10 protein-coding genes are annotated in these 22,483 nt (G+C 71.1%); 9 read left to right on the top strand and 1 reads right to left on the bottom strand.

Annotated features, from left to right (window positions below; translation table 11 throughout):
• Positions 1-111 precede the first annotated feature (111 nt).
• Complete coding sequence (locus ACFVAV_RS20645; protein WP_379036601.1) at positions 112-762, top strand: helix-turn-helix domain-containing protein; 651 nt, start codon at positions 112-114, stop codon at positions 760-762.
• On the opposite strand, the gene ACFVAV_RS20640 is transcribed toward ACFVAV_RS20645, so the two are convergent.
• Positions 759-1,526 (bottom strand): TSUP family transporter, encoded by a 768-nt coding sequence (locus tag ACFVAV_RS20640; RefSeq protein ID WP_379036599.1) that lies wholly within the window; start codon positions 1,524-1,526, stop codon positions 759-761. The genes ACFVAV_RS20645 and ACFVAV_RS20640 overlap by 4 nt on opposite strands.
• A 90-nt stretch (positions 1,527-1,616) precedes the next feature.
• Between ACFVAV_RS20640 and ACFVAV_RS20635 the strand changes: the two genes are divergently transcribed.
• The 8 genes from ACFVAV_RS20635 to ACFVAV_RS20600 all read left to right on the top strand — a co-directional run bounded on the left by ACFVAV_RS20635 (position 1,617) and on the right by ACFVAV_RS20600 (position 22,469).
• Positions 1,617-2,783 (top strand): sensor histidine kinase, encoded by a 1,167-nt coding sequence (locus ACFVAV_RS20635; protein ID WP_379036598.1) that lies wholly within the window; start codon positions 1,617-1,619, stop codon positions 2,781-2,783.
• 21 nt (positions 2,784-2,804) lie between these two features.
• Complete coding sequence (locus ACFVAV_RS20630) at positions 2,805-3,464, top strand: response regulator (RefSeq protein WP_379036597.1); 660 nt, start codon at positions 2,805-2,807, stop codon at positions 3,462-3,464.
• 65 nt (positions 3,465-3,529) lie between these two features.
• The gene (locus ACFVAV_RS20625; RefSeq protein WP_379036596.1) at positions 3,530-4,051 is read left to right on the top strand and encodes an FxsA family protein; all 522 of its coding nucleotides are present in this window, start codon (positions 3,530-3,532) and stop codon (positions 4,049-4,051) included.
• Between the two features lie 18 nt (positions 4,052-4,069).
• The gene (locus ACFVAV_RS20620) at positions 4,070-4,273 is read left to right on the top strand and encodes a hypothetical protein (protein ID WP_379036595.1); all 204 of its coding nucleotides are present in this window, start codon (positions 4,070-4,072) and stop codon (positions 4,271-4,273) included.
• A gap of 30 nt (positions 4,274-4,303) precedes the next feature.
• The gene (locus ACFVAV_RS20615; RefSeq protein WP_379036594.1) at positions 4,304-5,896 is read left to right on the top strand and encodes an amidohydrolase; all 1,593 of its coding nucleotides are present in this window, start codon (positions 4,304-4,306) and stop codon (positions 5,894-5,896) included.
• 155 nt (positions 5,897-6,051) lie between these two features.
• Complete coding sequence (gene lnt, locus ACFVAV_RS20610; RefSeq protein ID WP_379036739.1) at positions 6,052-7,608, top strand: apolipoprotein N-acyltransferase; 1,557 nt, start codon at positions 6,052-6,054, stop codon at positions 7,606-7,608.
• A gap of 204 nt (positions 7,609-7,812) precedes the next feature.
• Positions 7,813-21,480, top strand: coding sequence for an amino acid adenylation domain-containing protein (locus ACFVAV_RS20605; RefSeq protein WP_379036593.1), 13,668 nt, complete (start codon positions 7,813-7,815; stop codon positions 21,478-21,480).
• Entirely contained in the window at positions 21,477-22,469 is a 993-nt protein-coding gene (locus ACFVAV_RS20600) for an ATP-binding cassette domain-containing protein (RefSeq protein WP_379036592.1), read from the top strand. The genes ACFVAV_RS20605 and ACFVAV_RS20600 overlap by 4 nt, the downstream gene beginning before the upstream one ends.
• The last annotated feature ends 14 nt before the right edge of the window (positions 22,470-22,483 follow it).

The following is a 22,483-nucleotide window of genomic DNA, read 5'->3' as shown; positions in this document are numbered from 1 at the left end:
GACCCGTGTCGGTGATTGCCCGCGCGAAATCCCGGTTCCGGCAGCGGCAACCGTGACGCGCTGATCCCGTCTTCCCGCGGCGCGCAGCCCGGATGCCGTAGGGTGCCCGCCGTGCCGCCATCCGCCCTCCGCGATCGAAAAAGGGAACGAACCCGTCGTGCGATCCTCGTATCCGCCGTCGGATTGTTCGAGGCCAGAGGCTATGAGGAAACGACAGTGGCCGATATCGCGGCCGAGGCCGAGGTCGGTACCCGGACCTTCTTCAACTACTTCGCCAGCAAGGAAGAACTGCTCTTCCCCGAACCCGACGAACGGGTGCGCGCGGCCGTCGCCGCCATCGCCACCCGGCGGCCGGGGGAGCGCCCGGTGGAGGTGCTGCTGCGGGCGCTGCGCGCCGCGGGCGACAACCCGGGCGAGCATCTGGTGGACGACCTGAACTCCCGCGTCGCCGCGTTGCGCGCGCGGGTCTCCCGCACGGTGCCCGCGGTGAGCGGTCGCGCCGCGCACGCCCAGCTGCTCGCCCAGCGCGAGATCGCCAGGCAACTGCACATCGCGTTTCCGCACGAACTCGACGAGGTCGGCGCCGCGGCACTGGTCGGCGCGGTCGTCGGCGCGGTGTCGGGCGCGCTGACGGTGCTGTTCCAGCAGCCGCAGCACAGCATCGACGACGGCGAACGCCTGCATCGCAAGATTCACGAGACCACCTCGCGGGTACTGCAGCCCTGGCTCTCCGCCTCGGCTCCGGCCGAACCGGCGCGCTAACCGAACTGCTGCCAGCCCAACCGGATCACCATCACCACCACGACGACGAGCAACACGATCCGTACGAACCCGGCGCCCTTGGCCAGCGCCATCCGCGAGCCGACCAGGGCGCCCGCCACATTCGCGACCGCCATGCCCGCGCCGAGGCCCCACAGGACGTGCCCGGTCGAGCCTAGGAACAGCAGCGCGCCTACATTCGACCCGCAATTGATCACCTTCGCCATGGCCGCGGCGCGCACGAACTCCGTGCCGAGCAGCGTCGCGAACGTGATGATCAGGAACGTGCCGGTGCCGGGGCCGAGCAGCCCGTCGTAGAGGCCGAGCAGGCCGGCGGCCAGCGCCACCACCAAGATCACTTTGCGGCGCGTCGGCGGATGGGTGGCCATCGTCATGCCCACCGACGGGCGCAGCGTCACGAACAGCGCCACCCCGACCAGCACCACCATCACCAGCGGGATGAACAGGTCACGGTCGATCAGCGACACCGCCGCGGCACCGCACGCCGAGGTGACCGCGGCGATCACCGCACCCGGGATCAGCACCGTCCACTGCATCGGCACCCGGCGCGCGAAGGTCACCACCGCGGTCGCGGTGCCCGACAGCGCGGCCAGCTTGTTCGTGCCGAGCGCCGTCTGCGGGGCGATGCCGGGCGCGACCAGGAACAGCGTCGGCAGGATGATCAATCCGCCGCCGCCGACCACCGCGTCGACCCAGCCCGCCGCGGCCGCGGCCACCAACAAGACCGCCCAGTCTCCTAGTTGCACGCGTCCAGGCAATCAAGATCACGCGCGAAAAGCCAACCGGCGCACGTCCGCGGACGGGGTTTCATCACCTGCGCCGATTAGGCTTGCCCGGTGCGCCGGTTCAGCTTGTGGCTCCGCGGCCGACCCATCGTCGCCGATTCCCTCCTCGCGGCCTTCCTGATGGTGCTGGACGCGCTCGGCGTGGGCAACGAACATCACAAAGCCTCCTACCTGCTGTTTTCGGTGTTGCTGCCATTGCCGCTGATCCTGCGCCGGATCTATCCGCGGGCGATGGCCGCGGTGATGTTCGTGCTCTCGGTGCTGTGCACGCTGGTGGGGTATCTGGTCGGCGACGACACCTCGGGGCATGTCGCGCTGATCGGGCTCGGGGTGATGCTCTACACCCTCGTCGCCTACGTCGGCAGGCGGGACGGGCTGATCTATCTCGTCTGTCTCGGCATCGATCTGGGGCTCTCGCTGCTCATCCTGAGCGAACCGGTCGGCGGTGACATCGCGCTCGTCGGCGTGATCTACGCGCTGTGCTGGACGCTGGCCGAGTTCAACGGCGCCCGCCACGCCTACGACGCCGAGGTCGCCGCGCGGCTGGCCGTCGCCGACTACGACAAGGAACGCCGCGCCCACGAGGCCGTCGCCGCCGAACGCACCCGCATCGCCCGGGAACTGCACGACGTGGTCGCGCACGCGGTGAGCGTCATCATCGTGCAGGCCGACGGCGCGAAATACGCCCTGCGCCACGATCCGGACACCGCCGAACGCGCGCTCGCGACCATCGCGAGCACCGGCCGCGAAGCGCTGCGCGAACTGCGCCGCACCGTCGCGCTGCTGCGCACCGAGCACGCGCCGGAACTGCTCCCGCAGCACGGCAGCGCCGGGATCGCGCGGCTGGCCGAGATGATGCGCGATGCCGGCCTGGCCGTCGAACTCGAGCTGACCGGGGAACTCGACGACATCACGCCCGAGGTGAGCCTGGGCGTGCACCGCATCGTGCAGGAATCGCTGACCAACACGCTGCGGCACGCGGGGACGAGCCCGAAGGCGACCGTGCGGGTGCACCGGCGCGAGGACGACATCCTGGTCGAGGTCGTCGACAGCGGCGGGGTCCCGGTGCAGGAAGCCGACATCCCCGGCACCGGCATGGGCCTGGTCGGCATGCGCGAACGGGTCGCCGTGCTCGGCGGAACCCTGTCCGCGGGCCGGACCGAGGACGGTCGCTGGCGGGTGCGGGCCACCCTCCCGCTGCGCGCCGAAACCGATTGATTCGCCCGCTAAGGTTGGGAAATGCCGATCAGCGTGCTCGTGGTGGACGATCAGGAACTCATGCGGATGGGCCTGAAGATGGTGCTCGGCGCGCACCCCGACATCGAGGTCGTCGGTGAGGCGGGTAACGGGGACGAAGCGGTGCGCCGCGCGACCGAGCTGCGGCCTGACGTAGTCCTGATGGACGTGCGCATGCCGGTCGTCGACGGCGTCACCGCCACCGGCCGGATCGTGGCCGCGGGCGGCGGCATCCGCGTGCTCGTGATGACCACCTTCGACCTCGACGAACACGCCCTCGGCGCACTGCGCGCCGGGGCGAGCGGGTTCCTGCTCAAGGACACCCCGCCCGAGGACCTCATCTCGGCCATCCGCAGTGTCGCCGCGGGTGACGCGGTGGTCTCCCCGAAGGTCACCAAGCGCCTGCTCGACCGGCTCGTCGCCGAGGATCCGGCCGGTCTGCGCGACCCCGGCGTGCTCGAGGTGCTGACCGCCCGCGAACGCGAGGTACTCGAACAGATCGCCGCCGGCCGCTCCAACGCCGAGATCGCCGCTGCCCTGTTCCTGTCCGAGGCGACGGTGAAGACGCATGTCGGCCGGGTGCTCACCAAGCTCGGTCTGCGTGACCGGGTGCAGGCGGTGGTGCTGGCCTACGAGACCGGACTGGTACGGCCGGGCGGCTGAGGCGGGCCCGGGAGAAAAATCGGGCGCTCGCGCGTTGGACAGAGAGATCGTCCGAAAGGATCGCCATGACCGCCCTGCTGTTCGTGCTCTACCTCGTCGTCGAGATCGCCGCCTTCGTCGGCCTGGCCCAGCTGATCGGTGCGGGCTGGGCGCTGCTCGCGTTGATCGCCGTGTCCGGTGTCGGCTTGCTGCTCCTCGGCGCGCAGGGCAAGCGGGTGTTCGACCGGTTCCGCCGGGCCGCGCGCGGTGAGGTCACCGCCGAGAGCGCGGTCGCGGACGGGTTGCTCGTCGCCACCGGCTCGGTGCTGCTGTTCGTGCCCGGCCTGGTCACCGGTGTGATCGGGCTGCTGGCGCTGTTCCCGCCGACCAGGGCGCTGCTGCGCCCGGCACTCGAGAAGCTCGGCACCCGGCGCTTCGGCCTGCTGCCCTCGTTCGCGCCGTCGCCGTATCGCGGGATGGTGGTCGACGCCGACAGCGGTGACGTGGTCGACGGCGTCGTCGTAGGACAGTGGTACGACGACGGACACACCACCGGGCCGCGTGCGCTCGGGCCCGTGCGTGCCGATGACACCACCCCGTGGCGGTGAACGGTCTACAGTGTGCCGATGGCCACCGAGCAGATCACCGTCACGGTGAGCGCGGAACTGGCCGACGCGGTGCGTAGGGCGAGTACCGCTGCCGGACAGTCCATGTCGGATTTCACGGTCGCCGCGTGGCGACTCGAGCTGATCGCCGTCGAGGCGGGCGGACACACTCCCGCCGGGCTACGCGACGCCGACGTCCGCGCCGTCCTGTCCCTGCCGACCTGACGATCGGCCGATACGGCAGACTGGGACACCGTGAGTACCCAGTTGCTGATCGGCGGTCGTTTCTACAGTTCCAGCTCCCCGGACGCGACCGCGATGGCGGTCACCGACGGCACCGTGGTGTGGCTCGGCGCCGAAGCGCCGGGCCGGGCGATGCACCCCGGCGCGGAGATCGTCGACCTCGACGGCGCCTTCGTCGCGCCCGCGTTCGTCGACCCGCACGTGCACGTCACCGCGCTGGGACTGCAACTGACCGGACTCGACGTCAGCGGCACCGCGTCGCTGGCCGACCTGCTCGCCGCGCTGCGTGCGCACGCCACCGCGCAGCCCGACGGCGTGATCGTCGGCGAGGGCTGGGACGACACCGCGTGGCCCGAACAGCGGCCGCCGACGGTCGCCGAACTCGACGAGGCGGCCGGTCCCGGCAGGCTCGTCTACCTCGCGCGCGTCGACGCGCACTCCGCCGTCGCCTCCTCGGCGCTGCTCGACGCGGCCGGGGAACTCGGCGACGGCTACCGCCGCGGCGAACCGCTGCGCGCCGACGCCCACCACCGGGTGCGGTCCGTCGCGCTCGCGGAACTCGGTCGCGCACCTCGTGATCGGGCTCGCACCGCCGCCCTCGACGCAGCGGCCGCGCACGGTATCGTCGCCGTCCACGAATGCGCGGGTCCCGACATCTCCGGCCGCGACGACGTCCGCGAACTCCTTGCCTTCGAGCACGGCGTCGAGGTGCGCGCCTACTGGGGCGAAGCCGTGCGCACCGCCGACGAAGCCCGCGCGCTGATCGCCGAACTCGGCGTCGCCGCCCTCGGCGGTGACCTGTTCGTCGACGGTTCGCTCGGCTCGCACACCGCGCTGCTGCGCGAGCCGTATGCCGACGCGAGCGGGTGCGGCAAGAACTTCCTCGACGCCGAGACCGTCACCGCGCACATCCGTGCCTGCACCGAAGCCGGTGTGCAGGCGGGTTTCCATGCGATCGGTGACGCGGCCATGGACGTCGTGGTCGCCGGATTCGCCGCGGTCGCCGCCGAACTCGGCGGACCGGCGATCGCCGCGCGCGGGCACCGGGTCGAGCACGCCGAGATGACCGACGCCGCCGCGATCGAGCAGCTCGCCGCCCTCGGCGTGATCCTGTCCGTGCAGCCCGGATTCGACGCTGCCTGGGGCGGACCCGACGGCATGTACGCGACCCGCCTCGGCGCCGAGCGCGCCGCGGGCCTCAATCCGTTCTCGGCCATGGCCGCCGCGGGGATCTCGCTCGCCATCGGCTCGGACGCGCCGGTCACCACGCTGAACCCGTGGGAGCAGGTGCGAGCCGCGGTCCACCACCGGACCCCGGGCCACGGTCTGTCGCCGCGCGCCGCCTTCGCGGCGGCCACCCGCGGCGCCTGGCGTGCGGGCGGCGTGCGCGACGGTGTCGCAGGCACATTGGTGCCGGGCGCACCTGCCTCGTATGCCGTGTGGGACGCCGGTGACCTCGTCGTCGCCGCGGCCGCCGACACGGTGCAGCGCTGGTCCACCGACCCGCGCTCGCGGGTGCCCGGCCTGCCGCGCCTCGATCCCGGCGCCGGCCTGCCGACCTGTCTGCGCACCGTGCGCAACGGCGCCACGATCTACACCGCCTGACCACGACGCACTGGCAACGAACCATGGAACAGGACAGGATGATCCACCCCGCCACCGAACCAGGGCCCGACGCCGTGACCGCCGATGCGGCCACGCCCGACCCGGCGGCCACGCCCGAGACCTCGGTCGGTGGCGGGTACGGCGTGCTGCTGCGGATGCTCGCGGCCACCGCGGGCGGCCTGCTGCTGTTCGGCAGCTTCCCGCCCCGCCCGTGGTGGTTCCTGGCCCCGGTCGCCATCGCCCTGCTCACCGTCGCGGTGCGTGGACCCGGCACGCTGCGCGCCGGATTCGGGTACGGCTTCCTCGGCGGACTGGGATTCTTCGTGCCGCTGCTGCCGTGGACCGGCATCTACGTCGGACCGCTGCCCTGGCTGGCGCTCTCGACGACCTGCGCCGTATTCATCGGCCTCTGGGGCGTCCTCGCCCGGTGGCTGAGCGCACTGCCCGGCTGGCCGGTCTGGCTCGCCCTCGCCTGGACGGCGACCGAGTGGGTGAGGTCGAGCTTCCCCTTCGGCGGATTCCCGTGGGGCCGTATCGCTTTCGGCCAAGCCGACGGCTGGTATCTGCCGCTGGCCGCCTATGGCGGCGCCCCGCTGATCGGCTTCGCCGTCGCCCTGACCGGCACCGGCCTCGCCGCGCTCGTCCTGCGCGTTCTCGCGTGGGCGCGCACGCCGGCGCCGCGCGTGACCAGCCGGGCCACGCGGATCGGATTTGCCACGGCGGCAGTCTCTGTGGCTATCATGCCCCTCGCCGGAGTGATCCTCCGGCCGACGCTGCCCGCCCCGGACGAAGGCCACCGGTCGATCACGGTCGCCGCCATCCAGGGCAGCGTGCCGCGGCTGGGGCTCGAGTTCAACGCCCAGCGCCGCGCCGTGCTGGACAACCACGTCCGGCGCACCGAGGAGCTCGCCGCCGCCGTCGACCGGGGGGAGGCGACCCGGCCCGACATCGTCATCTGGCCGGAGAACTCCTCGGATATCGATCCACTGCGCAACGCCGACGCCGCCACCGAGATCACCGAGGCCTCGCAGCGGATCGGCGCGCCGATCCTGGTCGGCGCAGTTCTGGTGAACGGTGACCGCACGACCACCAACTCCGTTATCGTGTGGAACGGCGCGGCCGGGCCGGGAGATCGGCACGACAAGAAAATCATCCAGCCCTTCGGCGAGTACCTGCCGATGCGCAGTTTCTTCCGATTGTTCTCGTCGTACGCCGACCAAGCCGGACATTTCGTGCCGGGCAATGGTGACGGTTCGGTCACGGCGGCCGGCGTGCCGATCGGAGTGGCGACCTGTTACGAGGTGGCCTTCGACCGCGCATTCCGGCAATCGATGGCCGCAGGCGCGGAACTGCTGACCGTGCCGACGAACAACGCCACCTTCGGCGAGAGCGAAATGACCTACCAGCAACTCGCCATGTCGCGGGTGCGAGCAGTGGAACACGGCCGGGCGCTGGTGGTGGCGGCAACCACCGGGGTCAGCGCGATCATCACCGCAGACGGCGCGATCGCGCAGGAGAGCGCGCAACTTGCCCCCGCCGCGCTCGTTGCGCAGCTACCATTGCGCGACACGACGACGATCGCGACGCGAATCGGCGCGGCGCCCGAACTGGTGTCCGTTATTCTGACCGCGATCGGCGTGGCGCTGATGTTTTTCCGGCGCCGCCGAGCGAATCAGGCTCAGGTTATGCGGAACTCGCAGAATTCTGGATAAGCGGTTTGTTTCAACCCGGGGGAGGCGGCCGAATGTGGCTGCCCAGGGGTCCGATCCGTTCAGCTTGAAAACAAATCAAGATCGGTAGCCATCCGGCCGCCGCATTACTCCGAATCAATGGGCGTGGATAGCCACGCCCAGGGCCGAAGTGTGCCCGGGCGATGCTCGGGGAGTTTGTGACACAAAGGCAGAACGGAGTGTTTGATGAGTTCATTGGCCACCGACCGCGTCAGCTCACGCGTCACAGACGACGATCCGGGCCAGCCGTTCGCTCTCTCGCCCGGTCAGACGGCCTTGTGGTACGCGCAACGGATCAGGCCCGATATTCCGCTCACCATCGCCCATTACGTCGAACTGCACGGTGATCTCGACGCGGGCAGGCTGCTGCACGCGATCGAGCGCTTCGGCGCCGAATCCCAGGTGGGACATGTGCGCCTACTCGAGATCGACGGGGTGCCGCACCAACGGGTGGATATGGCATGGCGGCCGGGCTGGGCCCGGATGGACCTGCGTGGTGAGCCCGACCCGCGGGCGGCCGCGCTGCGCTGGATGAACGAGCACGCCAGCACGCCGATCGACATGGAGCGCGAACCGCTCACCATCAATGTCATATTGCGGATCGGTGACGAGGACTGGTTCTGGTACGAACGCGGACACCATATCGTTATCGACGGTTACGGTGCGATGAACGCGCTCTCGCGCGCGGCCGAGATCTACACCGCCATCGGCGAAGAGCGCGAACCGTCGGTCTCCCGCGCCGCCGCGCTGGTCGACCTCTACGCCGACGAAGCCCGCTACCGCGAGTCCAGCCGGTTCCGCGCCGACCGCGAGTACTGGATGGAACAGCTCGCGGGCGTCGGCGAGCCGATGACGCTGTCGTCGGTCACCGCCACCGGCGATACCCACGACCCGGGCAGGCACCGCGCCACCGCGGTCCTCGACACCGACATCGACGACCTGCTCACCGAGGCGATCGCCGCGCACGGTTCGGTCAACTCCGCGCTCATCGTCGCGGCGCTGGCGGCCTATGTCAGCACGGTCACCGGCGACTCGGATGTCGTGCTGAGCCTCCCTGTTTCGGCCCGCACCACGGTGGCGCTACGCCGCTCGGCGGGTGTGGTGTCGAATGTGGTGCCGCTGCGCGTGCGGTTCGACGAGCACACCACCGTCGCCGACGTCGTGCGCCAGACCGAACTGCAGATCACCGGGGCACTGCGCCACCAGCGCTACCGCTCCGACGACATCCGGCGCGACTGCGGCTACTCCCGTGACGCCCGCGGCTTCTTCGGTCCGATGGTCAACATCATGCTGTTCCACGACGAGCTGAAGTTCGGTGACATCGCGGGCCGGCTGAACGTGCTCGCGACGGGCCCCGTCGAGGACCTCTCGATCAACATCTACAACGGTGACAGCGGCCGCATCCACCTCGACTTCGAAGCCAACCCCAAGCTCTACGGCGAAGCCGAAGTCGCCGCCCACCACGGCCGCTACCTCGACTTCCTCGCCCGCTTCCTGGCCGCCGAGCCGACCACACCCACCCGCGAGCTGACGGCGATCACCACCGCCGAGCAGGACCGGGTGCTGCGGGAATGGAACGCCACCGAGATGCCGGTGCCGACCGGCACGCTGGTGTCGCTGTTCACCGACCAGGTGCACCGCAGCCCGCACGCCGTCGCACTCGAATTCGGCGACCGCACCGTCGGATACACCGAACTCGACGATCGGGTGAACCAGCTGGCGCGCGAGCTCATCGCCCGCGGCGTCGGTCCGGAGACCACGGTCGGGTTGTGCCTGCAGCGCAGCATCGAGATGGTCGTCGGCATGTACGCGGTGCTCGCCACCGGCGCCGCGTACCTGCCGCTGGATCCCGAACACCCGGCCGACCGGATCGAAGCCGTGGTGGCGCAAGCCCGTCCGGTCTGTGTACTCACCGCCGCGCGCGACATGGTGCGGCTGCCGGACAGCGTTCTGCGGGTCGACCTGGACACCCTCGATGTGACCGGGCGCGACGTCGCCCCGATCACCGACGCCGACCGGCTCGCGCCGCTGCGGCCCGAGCAGCTCGCCTATGTCATCTTCACCTCCGGCTCGACCGGCAAGCCGAAGGGCGTGGGCGTCACGCACGCCGCGATCGTCAACCGATTGCGCTGGATGCAGGCCGAATACCCGCTCGATCACACCGATGCGGTCCTGCAGAAGACCCCCGCCACCTTCGACGTGTCGGTGTGGGAGTTCTTCTGGCCGTTGCAGGTGGGCGCCCGCCTGGTGATCGCCGCGCCCGACGGGCACCGTGATCCCGCCTACCTGGCGCGGATCATCACCGAGAAGTCCATCACCACAGCGCATTTCGTGCCGTCGATGCTGTCGCTGTTCGTCACCGACCCGCGGGTTGCGGGTGGTGCCGGGCTGCGGCGCGTGTTCTGCAGTGGTGAGGCGCTGCCCGGCGCCACCGTCGCCGATTTCCATGCCGCGCTGCACGGTCCGTCGGGCGGCCCCGAGCTGCACAACCTCTACGGCCCCACCGAGGCCGCGGTCGACGTCACCTATTGGCCGTGCCCGGCCGACGCGACCACGGTGCCGATCGGCTCTCCGGTGTGGAACACCCAGGCCTACGTCCTGGACGCACATTTGCGGCCGGTCCCGCCGGGTGTCGTCGGTGAGCTGTACCTGGCGGGCGTGCAGCTGGCGCGCGGCTACCTCAGCCGGCCCGACCTGACCGCCGACCGGTTCGTCGCCAATCCGTTCACCCCGGGTGAGCGCATGTACCGCACCGGCGACCTGGCTCGCTGGCAGCTCGACGGCGCCGTCCTGGAATACCTGGGGCGCACCGACTTCCAGGTGAAGGTCCGCGGCCTGCGGATCGAGCTCGGCGAGGTCGAGTCCGCGCTGCTGGCTCAGCACAACGTCGCCCGCGCGGTCTGCGTGGCGCGGGCCGGGCGCACCGGTGACGGCGAACTCGTCGCCTACGTGGTCGCCGGGCCCGGTAGCTCGGCGCCCGAGCCCGCCGTGTTGCTGTCGGGGCTGCGGCGCAGCCTGCCGTCCTACATGGTGCCCTCGGCGCTGGTCGTGCTCGACGAGCTGCCGTTGAGCGCCAACGGCAAGGTCGACCGCAATGCGCTGCCCGAGCCCGCACTCGGGGTGCGGCTCACCACCGGCGCCGCCGCGCCGCAGACCCGGCTGGAATGCTCGCTCGCCGAGATCTTCACCGAGGTGCTCGCGCTCGACGGCACCGCGATCGGCGTCGAGGACAGCTTCTTCGACCTCGGCGGCAACTCGCTGGTCGCCGCCCGCGCGGTCGCCCGGATCAACGCCACCCTGGACGCGAACCTGACCATCCGGGAGCTGTTCGAGACCTCGACGATCGCGGCGCTGGCCGGCTACCTCAGCACGCACCGGTCCGAGGTCTCGACGCCGAAGCTGGTTGTGGCGGTGCGGCCCGAACGGGTGCCGCTGTCGCTGGCCCAGCAGCGGCTGTGGATCCTCAACCGGTTCGCCGAGCACGCCGCGGCCTACAACATGCCGCTCGCCCTGCGGCTCACCGGGCGGCTCGACCTCGACGCGCTGCGGGCGGGCCTGCGGGACGTGCTCGATCGCCACGAGAGCCTGCGCACCAGCTTCCCGGCGGGTCCGGACGGTGCTTACCAGCTGATCCACCCCGCCGCCGCGGTGGAACCGGCACTGGAGCCGGTCGACGTGATCGCCGCCGATCTCGCGGCGCTGGTCGCCGAGGTCACCGGGCGCGGCTTCGATCTGCGCACCGAAACCCCGCTGCGGGTCGCGCTGTACCGGGTCGGCGCCGACGACCACGTGCTGCTGGTGGTGCTGCACCACATCTGCGGTGACGGCTGGTCGGTCGCCCCGCTGGCCAGGGACCTGATGGTCGCGGTCGCGGCCCGCGCCGAGGGCCGCGCGCCGCGGTGGACACCGCTGCCGGTGCAGTACGCCGATTTCGCGCTGTGGCAGCGGGAACTGCTCGGTGACGAGGACGACCCGGAGTCGCCGCTGGGCAAGCAGCTCGGCCATTGGGGCGACACACTGGCCGGCCTGCCCGATCAGCTCGACCTGCCGCTGGACCGGCCACGGCCACTGCAGCGCGGCACCCGCGGCGACACGGTGGCCTTCACCGTCGACGCCGACACCCGCCGTGCCGCAAGCGAACTCGCCCAGCGTCGCGGAGTCAGCATGTTCATGGTGCTGCACGCCGCGCTCGCGACCCTGCTGGCCCGCCTGTGCGGGAGCGCCGACATCGCCATCGGCACGCCCATCGCCGGTCGCTCCGACCCGGGCCTCGACGACCTCGTCGGCATGTTCGTCAACACGCTGGTGTTGCGCACCGAGGTCGACCTCGGTGCCGGTTTCGACCGGATGCTCGACCTGGTCCGGGAGACCGACCTCGACGCCTTCGCCAACCCCGATGTGCCGTTCGAGCGGCTCGTCGAACTGGTGAACCCGGATCGCTCGACCACGCGGCATCCGCTGTTCCAGGTGATGCTGTCCTACGACCGCACGCCGGAACTGCGCGTCGAATTGCCCGGTGTCGCCGCCGAACTGGTGCCGGTCGAGACCCGCGTCGCCAAGTTCGACCTGCAGCTCGAGGTCCGTGACAACCACGTCGACGGGCCGCTGCACGCCGAATTCGGTTTCGCCACCGATGTTTTCGATCGCGCCACGGTGGAAGCGATCGCCCGCCGGTTCACCATGCTGCTGGCCGCCATGGTGGCCGACCCGGCGGCGCCCACCGGTGACCTCGCGCTGCTCGACCGCCGCGAGACCGCACGGCTGGTGCCCGTCGCGGGCGCACCGGCCGAACCCGCGGGGACGCTGGCCCGCCTGCTCGGCGAGACCGCGCAGCGGCTGCCCGACGCCGTCGCCGTGCGCTACCTCGGCTTCGACACCACCTATCGCGAGCTCGACGAGCGCTCGAACCGGTTGGCGCGCAGCCTGATCGCGCACGGCGCCGGTCCGGAATCGGTGGTCGCGGTCGCGCTGCCGCGGAGCCTGGAATCGATCGTCGCCATCTGGGCGGTGGCCAAGTCCGGCGCGGCGTACGTGCCCGTCGACCCGGCCTATCCGGCCGAGCGGATCGCGCACATGATCGGCGATTCCGGTGCGGTACTGGGGCTCACGCTGCCCGAACATCTCGCCGCGCTGCCCACCACGACCGGCAAGCACCGCAAGGCGCCGGAATGGCTGGTCTTCGGCACCGCCGAGTTCGAGACCGACTGTGCAGGGCGCTCGGCCACCCCGCTGACCGACACCGACCGCAGGCACCCGATGCGGGCCGGGCAGCCCGCGTACCTGATCTACACCTCGGGTTCCACCGGTACGCCGAAGGCCGTCGTCGTCACCCACACGGGCATCGCCTCGCTCGCCAGCGAGCAGACGCAGCTGTACAGGGTGACCGATGCGGCCAGGACGATGCACTTCTCGTCGCCGAGCTTCGACGCCTCGGTACTGGAACTGCTGCTCGGTTTCGCCGCGGGTGCGACCATCGTGGTCGCCCCCGCCGACCTGTACGGCGGCACGGAACTGGCCGGTTTCCTGCGTTCGGAGCGGATCACCCACGCGTTCATCACGCCTGCCGCGCTGGCCACGGTGCCTGCCGGTGACTTCCCCGATCTGGGCACGGTCATCGTCGGTGGCGAGGCCTGCTCCGACGAGCTCGTCGCCGCGTGGGCGGCGAAGTACCGGATGCACAACATGTACGGCCCGTCGGAGGCGACCGTCGCCGTGACCGCGAGTGCGGCCATGGTGCCGGGGGAGCCGGTTCCGCTGGGTGCGCCGGTGCGCGGCATGCGGCTGTTCGTGCTCGACCGCCGCCTGCACCCGGTGCCGCCGGGCACACCGGGCGAACTGTATGTCTCGGGACCCGGTGTGGCCCGCGGCTACCTCGGCAGGCTCGAGCTCACCGCACAGCGGTTCGTGGCCAACCCGCACGGCCGGGTCGGCGAACGCATGTACCGCACCGGCGATCTCGTCGTCGCCGATGCCACGGGCCGGTTGCGGTTCCTCGGCCGCGCCGACGACCAGATCAAGATCCGCGGCTTCCGCATCGAGCTGCGCGAGATCGACCACATCCTGCGCGAACACCCGGGGGTGGGATCGGCGCTGACCGTCGTGCACGTCGACGAGCAAGGGCAGCAGCGGCTCGCGTCCTACGTGACCGCCCACCGCCCGGTCGATCCGGCCGCCGTCCTCGCCACCGCGCGCGGCAGGCTGCCCGGGTACATGGTGCCCGCGGCCGTCGTCGTGCTCGACCAGATGCCGGTGACCCCGGCGGGCAAGCTGGACCGAAAGGCTTTGCCCACACCGGAATTCGCCGTCACCGCGGGCACCCGCGCGCCGCGTACCCATCTGGAGATGCGGGTCGCCGCGGTGTTCACCCAGATCCTCGGCCGCCCGGTGCCCGGTGCGGAGGACAGCTTCTTCGAGATCGGTGGCAATTCGCTGCTGGCCACCCGGCTGGCGGCCGCGCTGCACGCGGACTTCAGTGTCGACCTGCCGGTGCGGCAGATCTTCGAGGCGCCGACCGTGGCGGGCATCGCCCAGCTGATCACGGAAGCGCCCCGGACGCAGCGGGTGGCGCTGGCGGTACACACCCCACGCCCGGGACGCATACCACTGTCGCTGCCGCAGCAGCGGCTGTGGTTCCTCAACAGATTGTCCCCCGAATCGAGCTCCTACAACATCGCATTCGTCTTGCGAATCAGCGGAGATCTGCACCTCGGCGCCCTGCGCACCGCCCTCGCCGACCTGGTGGAGCGGCACGAGGTGCTGCGCACGGTCTTCCCCGAGGACCTCTCCGGCGCCCAGCAGGTGATTCTGCCGGTCACCCAGACGATTCCGGCGATCGAGGTCGTCGACAGCGATCCCGGGCAGGCGGACGCCACGCTCACCGAGCTGGCGCGCCGGGGCTTCGACCTGACCAGGGAGACGCCGCTGCGGGTCCAGCTGCTGCGGGTCGCGCCCGGCGAGTACCGCCTCGGTGTCGTCATTCATCACATCGCCGCCGACGGCTGGTCGCTCGGCCCGCTGACCAGGGACCTGGCGCTGTCCTACGTGGCCAGGTGCGGTGGCTCCGCGCCGCTGCGCGCGCCGCTGCCGGTGCAGTACGCCGACTTCAGCCTGTGGCAGCGCGCCGTGCTCGGCGCGGAGGACGATCCGGACAGCATCGCAGCGAACCAGCTCGCGCATTGGCGCGAAGCCCTGGCGGATCTGCCCGACGAGCTGCCGTTGCCGTTCGACCGGCCGCGCCCGCTCGACCCCGCCGGTGTGGCAGGCAGCGTCCAGTGCGAGGTCTCGGCACCGCTGCAGGCCGCCATGCACGAACTGGCGGGACACACCGGCGTGAGTCTGTTCATGGTGGTGCGCTCGGCGCTGGCGGTGCTGCTGCGCAGCGTCACCGGCGGCCGCGACATCCCCCTCGGGACTCCGGTGGCCGGACGCACCGACATCCAGCTCGACGACCTGGTCGGCATGTTCGTCAACACCCTCGTCCTGCGCTCGGACGTGGACCCCGGCCGCAGCTTCGTCGACCTGCTGCACGCCGACCGCGACGACGAACTGGCCGCGATCGCCAATGCCGACCTGCCGTTCGAACGGGTCGTCGACGCGCTCGGCCGCGACAGCAGGGCGAGCAACCGGCATCCGCTGTTCCAGGTCGCGCTGAGCATGCAGGACGCCCCGGCGCCGGAGCTGGAACTGCCAGGTCTGCGGCTCGCCGCAGACGAACTCGACATCGCCCGCGCGAAATTCGATCTCGAACTGCGGGTGACGCCCGCCGAGGGCAGCGGTCACCGGTTCGACTTCGTGTACGCCGCCGAGATGTTCGACGCCGCCACCATCGAGACCCTCGCGGAACGCTTCGTGCTGATCCTCACCCAGGCGACCGCCGACCCGGAGCAGCTGGTGTGCGAGATCGAGGCGCTCACCGTCGCCGAACACCGTGCTCTGGTGCCCGCGCAGGGGCCGGCCCCGGTGACGCCGGTCGTGCTGGCCGACATCGTCGAACGCGCGGCCACCAAGTTCGCGCATCGGCCTGCCCTGCGCTGGTTCGCCGGCGGCAGCGTCGACGGTGCGGTGGGGGAGCTCGACTACGACGAGGTCGGCTTCCGGGCACACCGGCTCGGCCGGGCGCTGATCGCGCGTGGCATCGGCACCGGTGACCGGGTCGTCGTCGGCTTGACCCGTGGATTGGACTGCGCGCTGGCCATTTTCGGCGTCTCCGCCAGCGGCGCGGTCTTCGTGCCGGTCGACCCGCGGTACCCCGCCGACCGGGTGCGGCACATGCTCACCGACTCGGGTGCCCGCGCGGTCCTCACCACCACCGCGGATGTCGCGGCACTGCAAGAGGCGGCCGGTCCGCTCGACACCCAGTGGCTGCTGGTCGACGACGCCGACCTGCAGGCCGAACTCGCGAGCTACGACAGCGTTCCGATCACCGATGCCGAGCGGATCCGCCCGGTGCGCCCCGCCGACACGGCCTACCAGATCTACACCTCCGGCTCGACCGGTCTACCGAAGGGCGTGGCGGTCACCCACAGTGGTCTGGTCAGCCTCGCGGTCGACCTGCAGGAGCGGACGGGCCTCGACCGCTTCGCTCGCACGTTCTTCTTCTCGACTCCCAGCTTCGACGTCTCCGTCCTGGACATGCTGCTGGCGGTCTGGTCGGGCGCCGAGATGGTGATCGGACCGATCGACATCTACGGCGGCGACGAGCTCGGCGCGCTGCTCGACCGCGAGGACATCACCCACACCTTCCTGACGCCTGCCGTGCTGGCCTCGATCGATGCCACCCGCTGGCCGCTGCCGCGTTTGCGCGCGCTCATGGCCGGTGGCGAGGCGGTGCCGCCCGATCTGGTGGCGAGCTGGGCGCCGGGCAGGCGTTTCGTCAACGCCTACGGTCCCACCGAAGCCACCGTCATCGCCGCGATGTCGGAGATGCAGGTGGGTGTGCCGGTGGCCATCGGCACGCCGGTGCGTGGCGCGCGGGCCCTGGTCCTGGACGAGCGGCTGCGGCCGGTCGTCACCGGGGTGCCGGGTGAGCTCTACCTCGGCGGGCCCGGCATCGCCCAGGGCTACCACGAGCGCTTCGGCCTCACCGCGGGCCGTTTCGTCGCCGACCCGTGTGGGCCTGCCGGCACCCGGATGTACCGCACCGGTGACGTCGTGCGGTGGACCGCCGACGGCGAACTGGAATACCTCGGCCGCAGCGACCACCAGGTCAAGGTGCGCGGTTTCCGGATCGAACTCGGCGAGATCAGCGCGGTGCTCGGCAGCCACCCGGATGTCCGGTTCGCGCACACCGAGGTCCGGCGGATCTCCGGCGACAACCGGATCGTCGCCTGGGTGCAGCTCGCCGACGGGACCGAGCCGACGCAACTGGCCGCCGTCCGCAACTTCGCGGCGGCCCGGCTGGCCGGGCACATGGTGCCGGCGTCGCTGAACCTGCTCGACGTCGTGCCGCTCACGCCGATCGGCAAGCTCGACCGCGGCGCACTGCCGGAACCGGAGTTCACCGTCACCGCGGGCCGGGCGCCGCAGACCGCCTCCGAACGGCTGGTCGCCCAGGTCTTCGCCGACCTGGTCGGCACCACGTCGATCTCCGCTACCGACAGCTTCTTCGACATCGGCGGCAACTCGCTGCTCGCGACCCAGCTGGTGGCACGTCTGGCCGCGGCCAGCAATGTGCGGCTGGAGGTGCGGACCGTGTTCACCGCGCCGACCGTCGAAGAACTCGCCGCGCTCATCGAGTCCGGGCCGTCCGGTGACGAAGGCCGCCCCGACCTGGTGAAACAGCAACGCCCGGAACGGATCCCGCTGTCCGCGGCGCAGCGCAGGCTGTGGTTCCTCAACCGCTTCAACGCGGGTACCGAGGGCGAGAGCCAGTCGGCGGGCGCCTACAACATCCCGGTGGTGCTGCGCCTGCACGGCCCGATCGACCTGGATGCACTCATCGCCGCCTTGCACATGGTGCAACGTCGGCACGAGACGCTGCGCACGGTGTTCCCAGAGAGCTCGGGCGAGCCCGAACAGCTCGTGCTCGACCCGGCGATCGCCGCCGTCACCCTGTTCCACGCGTCGGCGAGGCCGGACGAGGTCGAGGCCGCGGTGAGCAGCTTCGTCGCCCCCGGGTTCGACCTGGCGGCCTCGGTGCCCATGCGGGCGGCGCTGATCACCGTCGACCACACCGGTCTGCCGGTGCCCGCCCAGGCCAAGCTGGCCGTCGCGGGGTCGAAGGAGCACGTGCTGGTCCTCGTCGTGCACCACATCGCGATGGACGGCTGGTCACTGGAACCGCTCGCCGGCGAAGTCGCCGCCGCCTACCGCGGTATCCGGGCAGGGGAACAGTTCGGCGAACTGATCCCGGAGATCCAGTACACCGACTACACCCTGTGGCAGCAGGAACTCCTCGGCACCGAGGACGACCCGAACTCGCTGATCAGCAAGCAGCTCGCCCACTGGCGCGGCGTGCTCGACGGCCTGCCGGAACTGCTCACCGTCCCGGCCGACCGGTCGCGCCCGCCGGTGCCCTCCTACCGGGGCGGCACCGTCGACTGCCAGGTCGACGCGGCCACCCACCGCGCGCTGCGCAGCATCGCCACCGCCAACAACGTCAGCATGTTCATGGTGCTGCACGCGGCACTGGCCGTGCTGCTGCACCGCGTCACCGGCGACGGCGACATCGCCGTCGGCACCGCCACCGCGGGCCGTGGACATCCGGCGCTGGACTCGATGATCGGCATGTTCGTCAACACCCTGGTGCTGCGCACCGAGGTCGCCGACGAGCGTGCCTTCGTCGACCTGCTGCGCACCGTCCGCGACTGCGACCTCGACGCGTTCGCCAATGCCGACATGCCCTTCGAACGGCTCGTCGAGGTGCTCAATCCGGCGCGCTCCCAGGCCCATCACCCGCTGTTCCAGGTGATGCTGTCGGTGCGCAACACCCCGGTGCGGATGCTGGAACTGCCCGGGCTGCGGATCGAGGCGGTCGACGCCGACGCGGGCATCGCCAAGTTCGACCTGCAGTTCACCTTCACCGAGACCCAGACCGCCGAGCGCGTCGGCGACGGCATCACACTCGCGGTGAACTACGCGGCCGACCTGTTCGAGGAGGGCACCGCACGCAGGCTGGGCGAACGGCTGGTCCGGCTGCTCACCGCGGTCGCCGCCGACCCGAACACGGCCGTGGGCGATCTCGCCCTGCTCGACGCGGTCGAGTGGACCGCGCTCGCGCCGGTGCACGGCACCCGCGCCGATCGCCCGGTCACCTTCCCGGCGGTGTTCGGCGCGGCGGTGGCACGGTCCAGGGACGGGGTGGCGCTGTGCGCCGGCGACACCGTGGTCACCTACGACGCCCTCGACCGCTGGACCAACCGGCTCGCCCGGGTCCTCATCGGCCAGGGCATCGGTCCGGAAAGCCTGGTGGCGCTGGGCGTTCCGCGATCGGTCGAATCGGTGGCGACGATGCTCGCCGTCGCCAAGGCCGGTGCGGCGTTCGTCCCGGTCGACCCGAACTACCCGGCCCAGCGGATCAGCCACATGCTCACCGACTCCGGTGCCGCCGTCGGCCTGACCCTGCTCGCACATCGTGATCGGCTGCCCGGCGACTGCCGCTGGCTGGTCCTCGACGACCCGCAGACCCGCGCCACCGTGCTCGGCACCGACGATTCGCCGGTCACCGACATGGACCGGATCCGGCCGCTGCGCCTGGCCAACCCGGCGTACGTGGTCTACACCTCCGGTTCCACCGGCACCCCGAAGGGCGTGGTGGTCACCCACGGCGGCATCTCGAACTTCGCCGCCGAGACCGCCGACCGCTACGACGTGCGCCCGGGCAGCCGGGTACTGCACTTCGCGACCCCGAGCTTCGACGGTTCCATGCTCGACATCCTGTTCGCGCTCGGCGGGGCGGCGACCCTGGTGATCGCGCCGCCCGGCATCGTCGGCGGCGAGGACCTGCGGCAGTTGTTCATCCGCGAGCGGATCACGCACGCCTTCATCACCACCGCCGCGATCGGCACCGTCGACCCGGCGGGCGTGCACTCGCTCGCGCACGTCCTCGTCGGTGGCGAGGCGCTGCCGCCGGACCTGCTGGCCCGCTGGGCGCAGGGGCGCAACTTCTACAACGTCTACGGCCCCACCGAGACGACGATCGTCACGCTGATGCCGCAGCCGATGAGCCCGCAGGGCCCGATCACGATCGGCGGCCCGATCCGGGGCGTCAGTGCCACTGTCCTGGATCGGCGGCTGCACCCGACCCCGATCGGTGTCACCGGCGAGTTGCAGCTGGCCGGTTCGGCACTGGCCCGCGGTTACCACAACCGGCCCGGCCTGACCGCCCAGCGTTTCGTCGCCAATCCCTATGGCGCACCGGGCGAACGGATGTACCGCACGGGCGACCTGGTGCGCTGGCGCGCTGGCGCGAAGTCGAGGCTGGACGTGGAGTACGTCGGCCGCACCGACCACCAGGTGAAGGTGCGCGGTTTCCGCATCGAACTCGGCGAGATCGACGTCGCGTTCGGCAGGCATACCGACGTCGAGTTCGCCCTCACCATCGGGCACACCACCCAGGCGGGCGCCACCGCGCTGGTCTCGTACGTGAAGGCACGCGCAGGCGTCGTGCCGACGGTGCGCGAACTGCTCGACCACGTCGGTGCGCACGTGCCGAACTACATGGTCCCGCAGTCGGTCATGCTGCTCGACGACGTGCCGCTCACCCCCGTCGGCAAGCTCGACCGGGCCCGGCTGCCCGAGCCGGTGTTCGTCGCGACCGAGGGCTACCGCGCGCCGGTGACCCCCGCCGAGGTGGCGCTGTGCACGGTGTTCGCCGAGGTGCTGGGCATCGAACGGGTCGGCGCCGACGACGGGTTCTTCGAACTCGGCGGCAACTCGCTGCTGGCCACCAAAGTCGTTGCCGCACTGCGTGAGGAGGGCTACGACATGCCGGTGCAGCTGATGTTCGGCGACGCCACCCCGGCAGGCATCGCCGCCAGGCTCGACGGCGCCGACGCCGGCGCGGCCATGGCGGCGGCGACGGGACCGGTGCTTGCGATCCGCCCGTCCACCAGTCCGCACGACACCCCGCTGTTCTGCGTGCATCCCGCGATCGGCCTGGCCTGGTGCTACGCGGGTCTGCTCGCACACCTCGCGCCGCAGCGCCCGGTGTACGGCCTGCAGGCGCCGCACGTGTCCGGGGAGGACGGGTTCACCACGATCCCCGAAGCCGCCGGACACTATGTGGCCGCTATCAAGTCGATCCAGCCGCACGGTCCCTACCATCTGCTCGGCTGGTCGCTCGGCGGCCTGATCGCGCAGGAGGTGGCGGTCCAGCTACAGGACGCGGGGGAGGACGTCGCGCTGCTGGCGATGATGGACAGCTACCAGCTCGGCGACCGCTGGCTCGACACCGCGATGCCCAGCGTCGCCGACATCCTCGGCGAGTTCGGTGCCGACCTCGTGGGCGGGGCACCGCTGCCCGCCGACCTCGACCTGCACGAAGCGGCGGAACTGCTGCGGGCACAGCCGGGCCCGTTCGCCGCGCTCTCGGTCGAGAACCTCGAAAGGCTCTACACCGGGTACGCCGACGGCACGGTGATGGCCAACCGGTTCCGGCCACGCACCTTCGACGGCGACCTGGTGTTCTTCACCGCCGCGGCGGACGAGATCAACGCCGCCGATCCCGGCAGGCGCGCCGAAGCCTGGCAGCCGTTCGTCACCGGCAACATCCACAACCACGACCTGCCCTGCAGGCATGCGGCGATGACAACGCCGGAATCGCTGGCGGTGATCGGCCCCGTGCTGCATCGCCACCTCGACGCGGTCCCGGAGATCACCGTGTGCGGCGGCGGCCAGAAGGAGATACGTCCGTGAGTTTGGCGGTAGAAGTACGTGGCCTGGCCAAGAGCTACGGCAAGGTGCGCGTGCTGAAGGAGATCGACCTGGAGATCCCGGCGGGCACGGTCCTCGGCCTGCTGGGTCCCAACGGCGCGGGCAAGACGACCACCGTGCGGGTCGTCACCACGCTGCTACGTCCCGACGCGGGCTCGATCCGGGTCGCCGGGGTGGACGTGCTGGCCGACCCGGCCACCGCGCGGACCAGGATCGGGTTGTCCGGCCAGTACGCGGCCGTCGACGCGAACCTGACCGGCTACGAGAACCTGCGCATGGTGGCGCGCCTGTACGGCATGTCCCGCAAGCAGGCCGTGTCGCGGGCCGAGCAGCTGCTCAGCGCCCTCGGCCTCGAGCACGCGGCCGGTCGGCGCGCGGGCACCTACTCCGGCGGTATGGCCCGTCGGCTCGACCTGGCGGGCGCGCTGGTCGCGCGGCCGCCGGTGGTGGTGCTCGACGAGCCGACCACCGGCCTCGACCCGCGCGGCCGGCTCGATATGTGGCAGGTGATCGGTGAGCTCGTCGACGACGGGACCACCGTCCTGCTCACCACCCAGTACCTGGAGGAAGCCGACTTGCTCGCCGACCGGATCACGGTCATCGACAAGGGCAGCGTGATCGCGCGGGGCTCGGCCGACGAACTCAAGACCTCCATCGGCGGTGACCGCCTCACCGTCACTCTCGCCGCCGGGCAGAGCCCGTGGCCCGCGGTGACGGTCCTGCAGCAGGTCGGCGTCGGGGAACCGATCCACGAACCCGGCAGCGCTGAGGTGTCGGTGGTGGTCGGTGACGGCTCCCGCACCATGGTCGAAGCGCTGCGCCGCCTCGACGACGCGGGTGTGTGCGTCGTCGACGCCGTCGTCGTCCGCCCCACCCTCGACGACGTGTTCCTTTCCCTCACCGGGGCTCCGGCCGAACCGGCCGTCGAAGAAACCGAAACCGACGATGTGCAAGAGGAGATTTTGTCGTGAGTGTGGCACCGGAG

It is taken from the genome of Nocardia sp. NPDC057663, assembly GCF_042799895.1.
Taxonomy (GTDB): domain Bacteria; phylum Actinomycetota; class Actinomycetes; order Mycobacteriales; family Mycobacteriaceae; genus Nocardia.
Note: the sequence above shows the minus strand (reverse complement) of the source record. Positions and strands in the feature narration are given on the sequence as shown.

What these genes read in the sequence shown, in the direction of transcription:
- ACFVAV_RS20630 (WP_379036597.1), top strand. Translation starts at nt 2,805, where the DNA reads ATGCCGATCAGCGTGCTCGTGGTGGACGATCAGGAACTCATGCGGATG.
- ACFVAV_RS20625 (WP_379036596.1), top strand. Translation starts at nt 3,530, where the DNA reads ATGACCGCCCTGCTGTTCGTGCTCTACCTCGTCGTCGAGATCGCCGCC.
- ACFVAV_RS20620 (WP_379036595.1), top strand. Translation starts at nt 4,070, where the DNA reads ATGGCCACCGAGCAGATCACCGTCACGGTGAGCGCGGAACTGGCCGAC.
- lnt (WP_379036739.1), top strand. Translation starts at nt 6,052, where the DNA reads ATGCTCGCGGCCACCGCGGGCGGCCTGCTGCTGTTCGGCAGCTTCCCG.
- ACFVAV_RS20605 (WP_379036593.1), top strand. Translation starts at nt 7,813, where the DNA reads ATGAGTTCATTGGCCACCGACCGCGTCAGCTCACGCGTCACAGACGAC.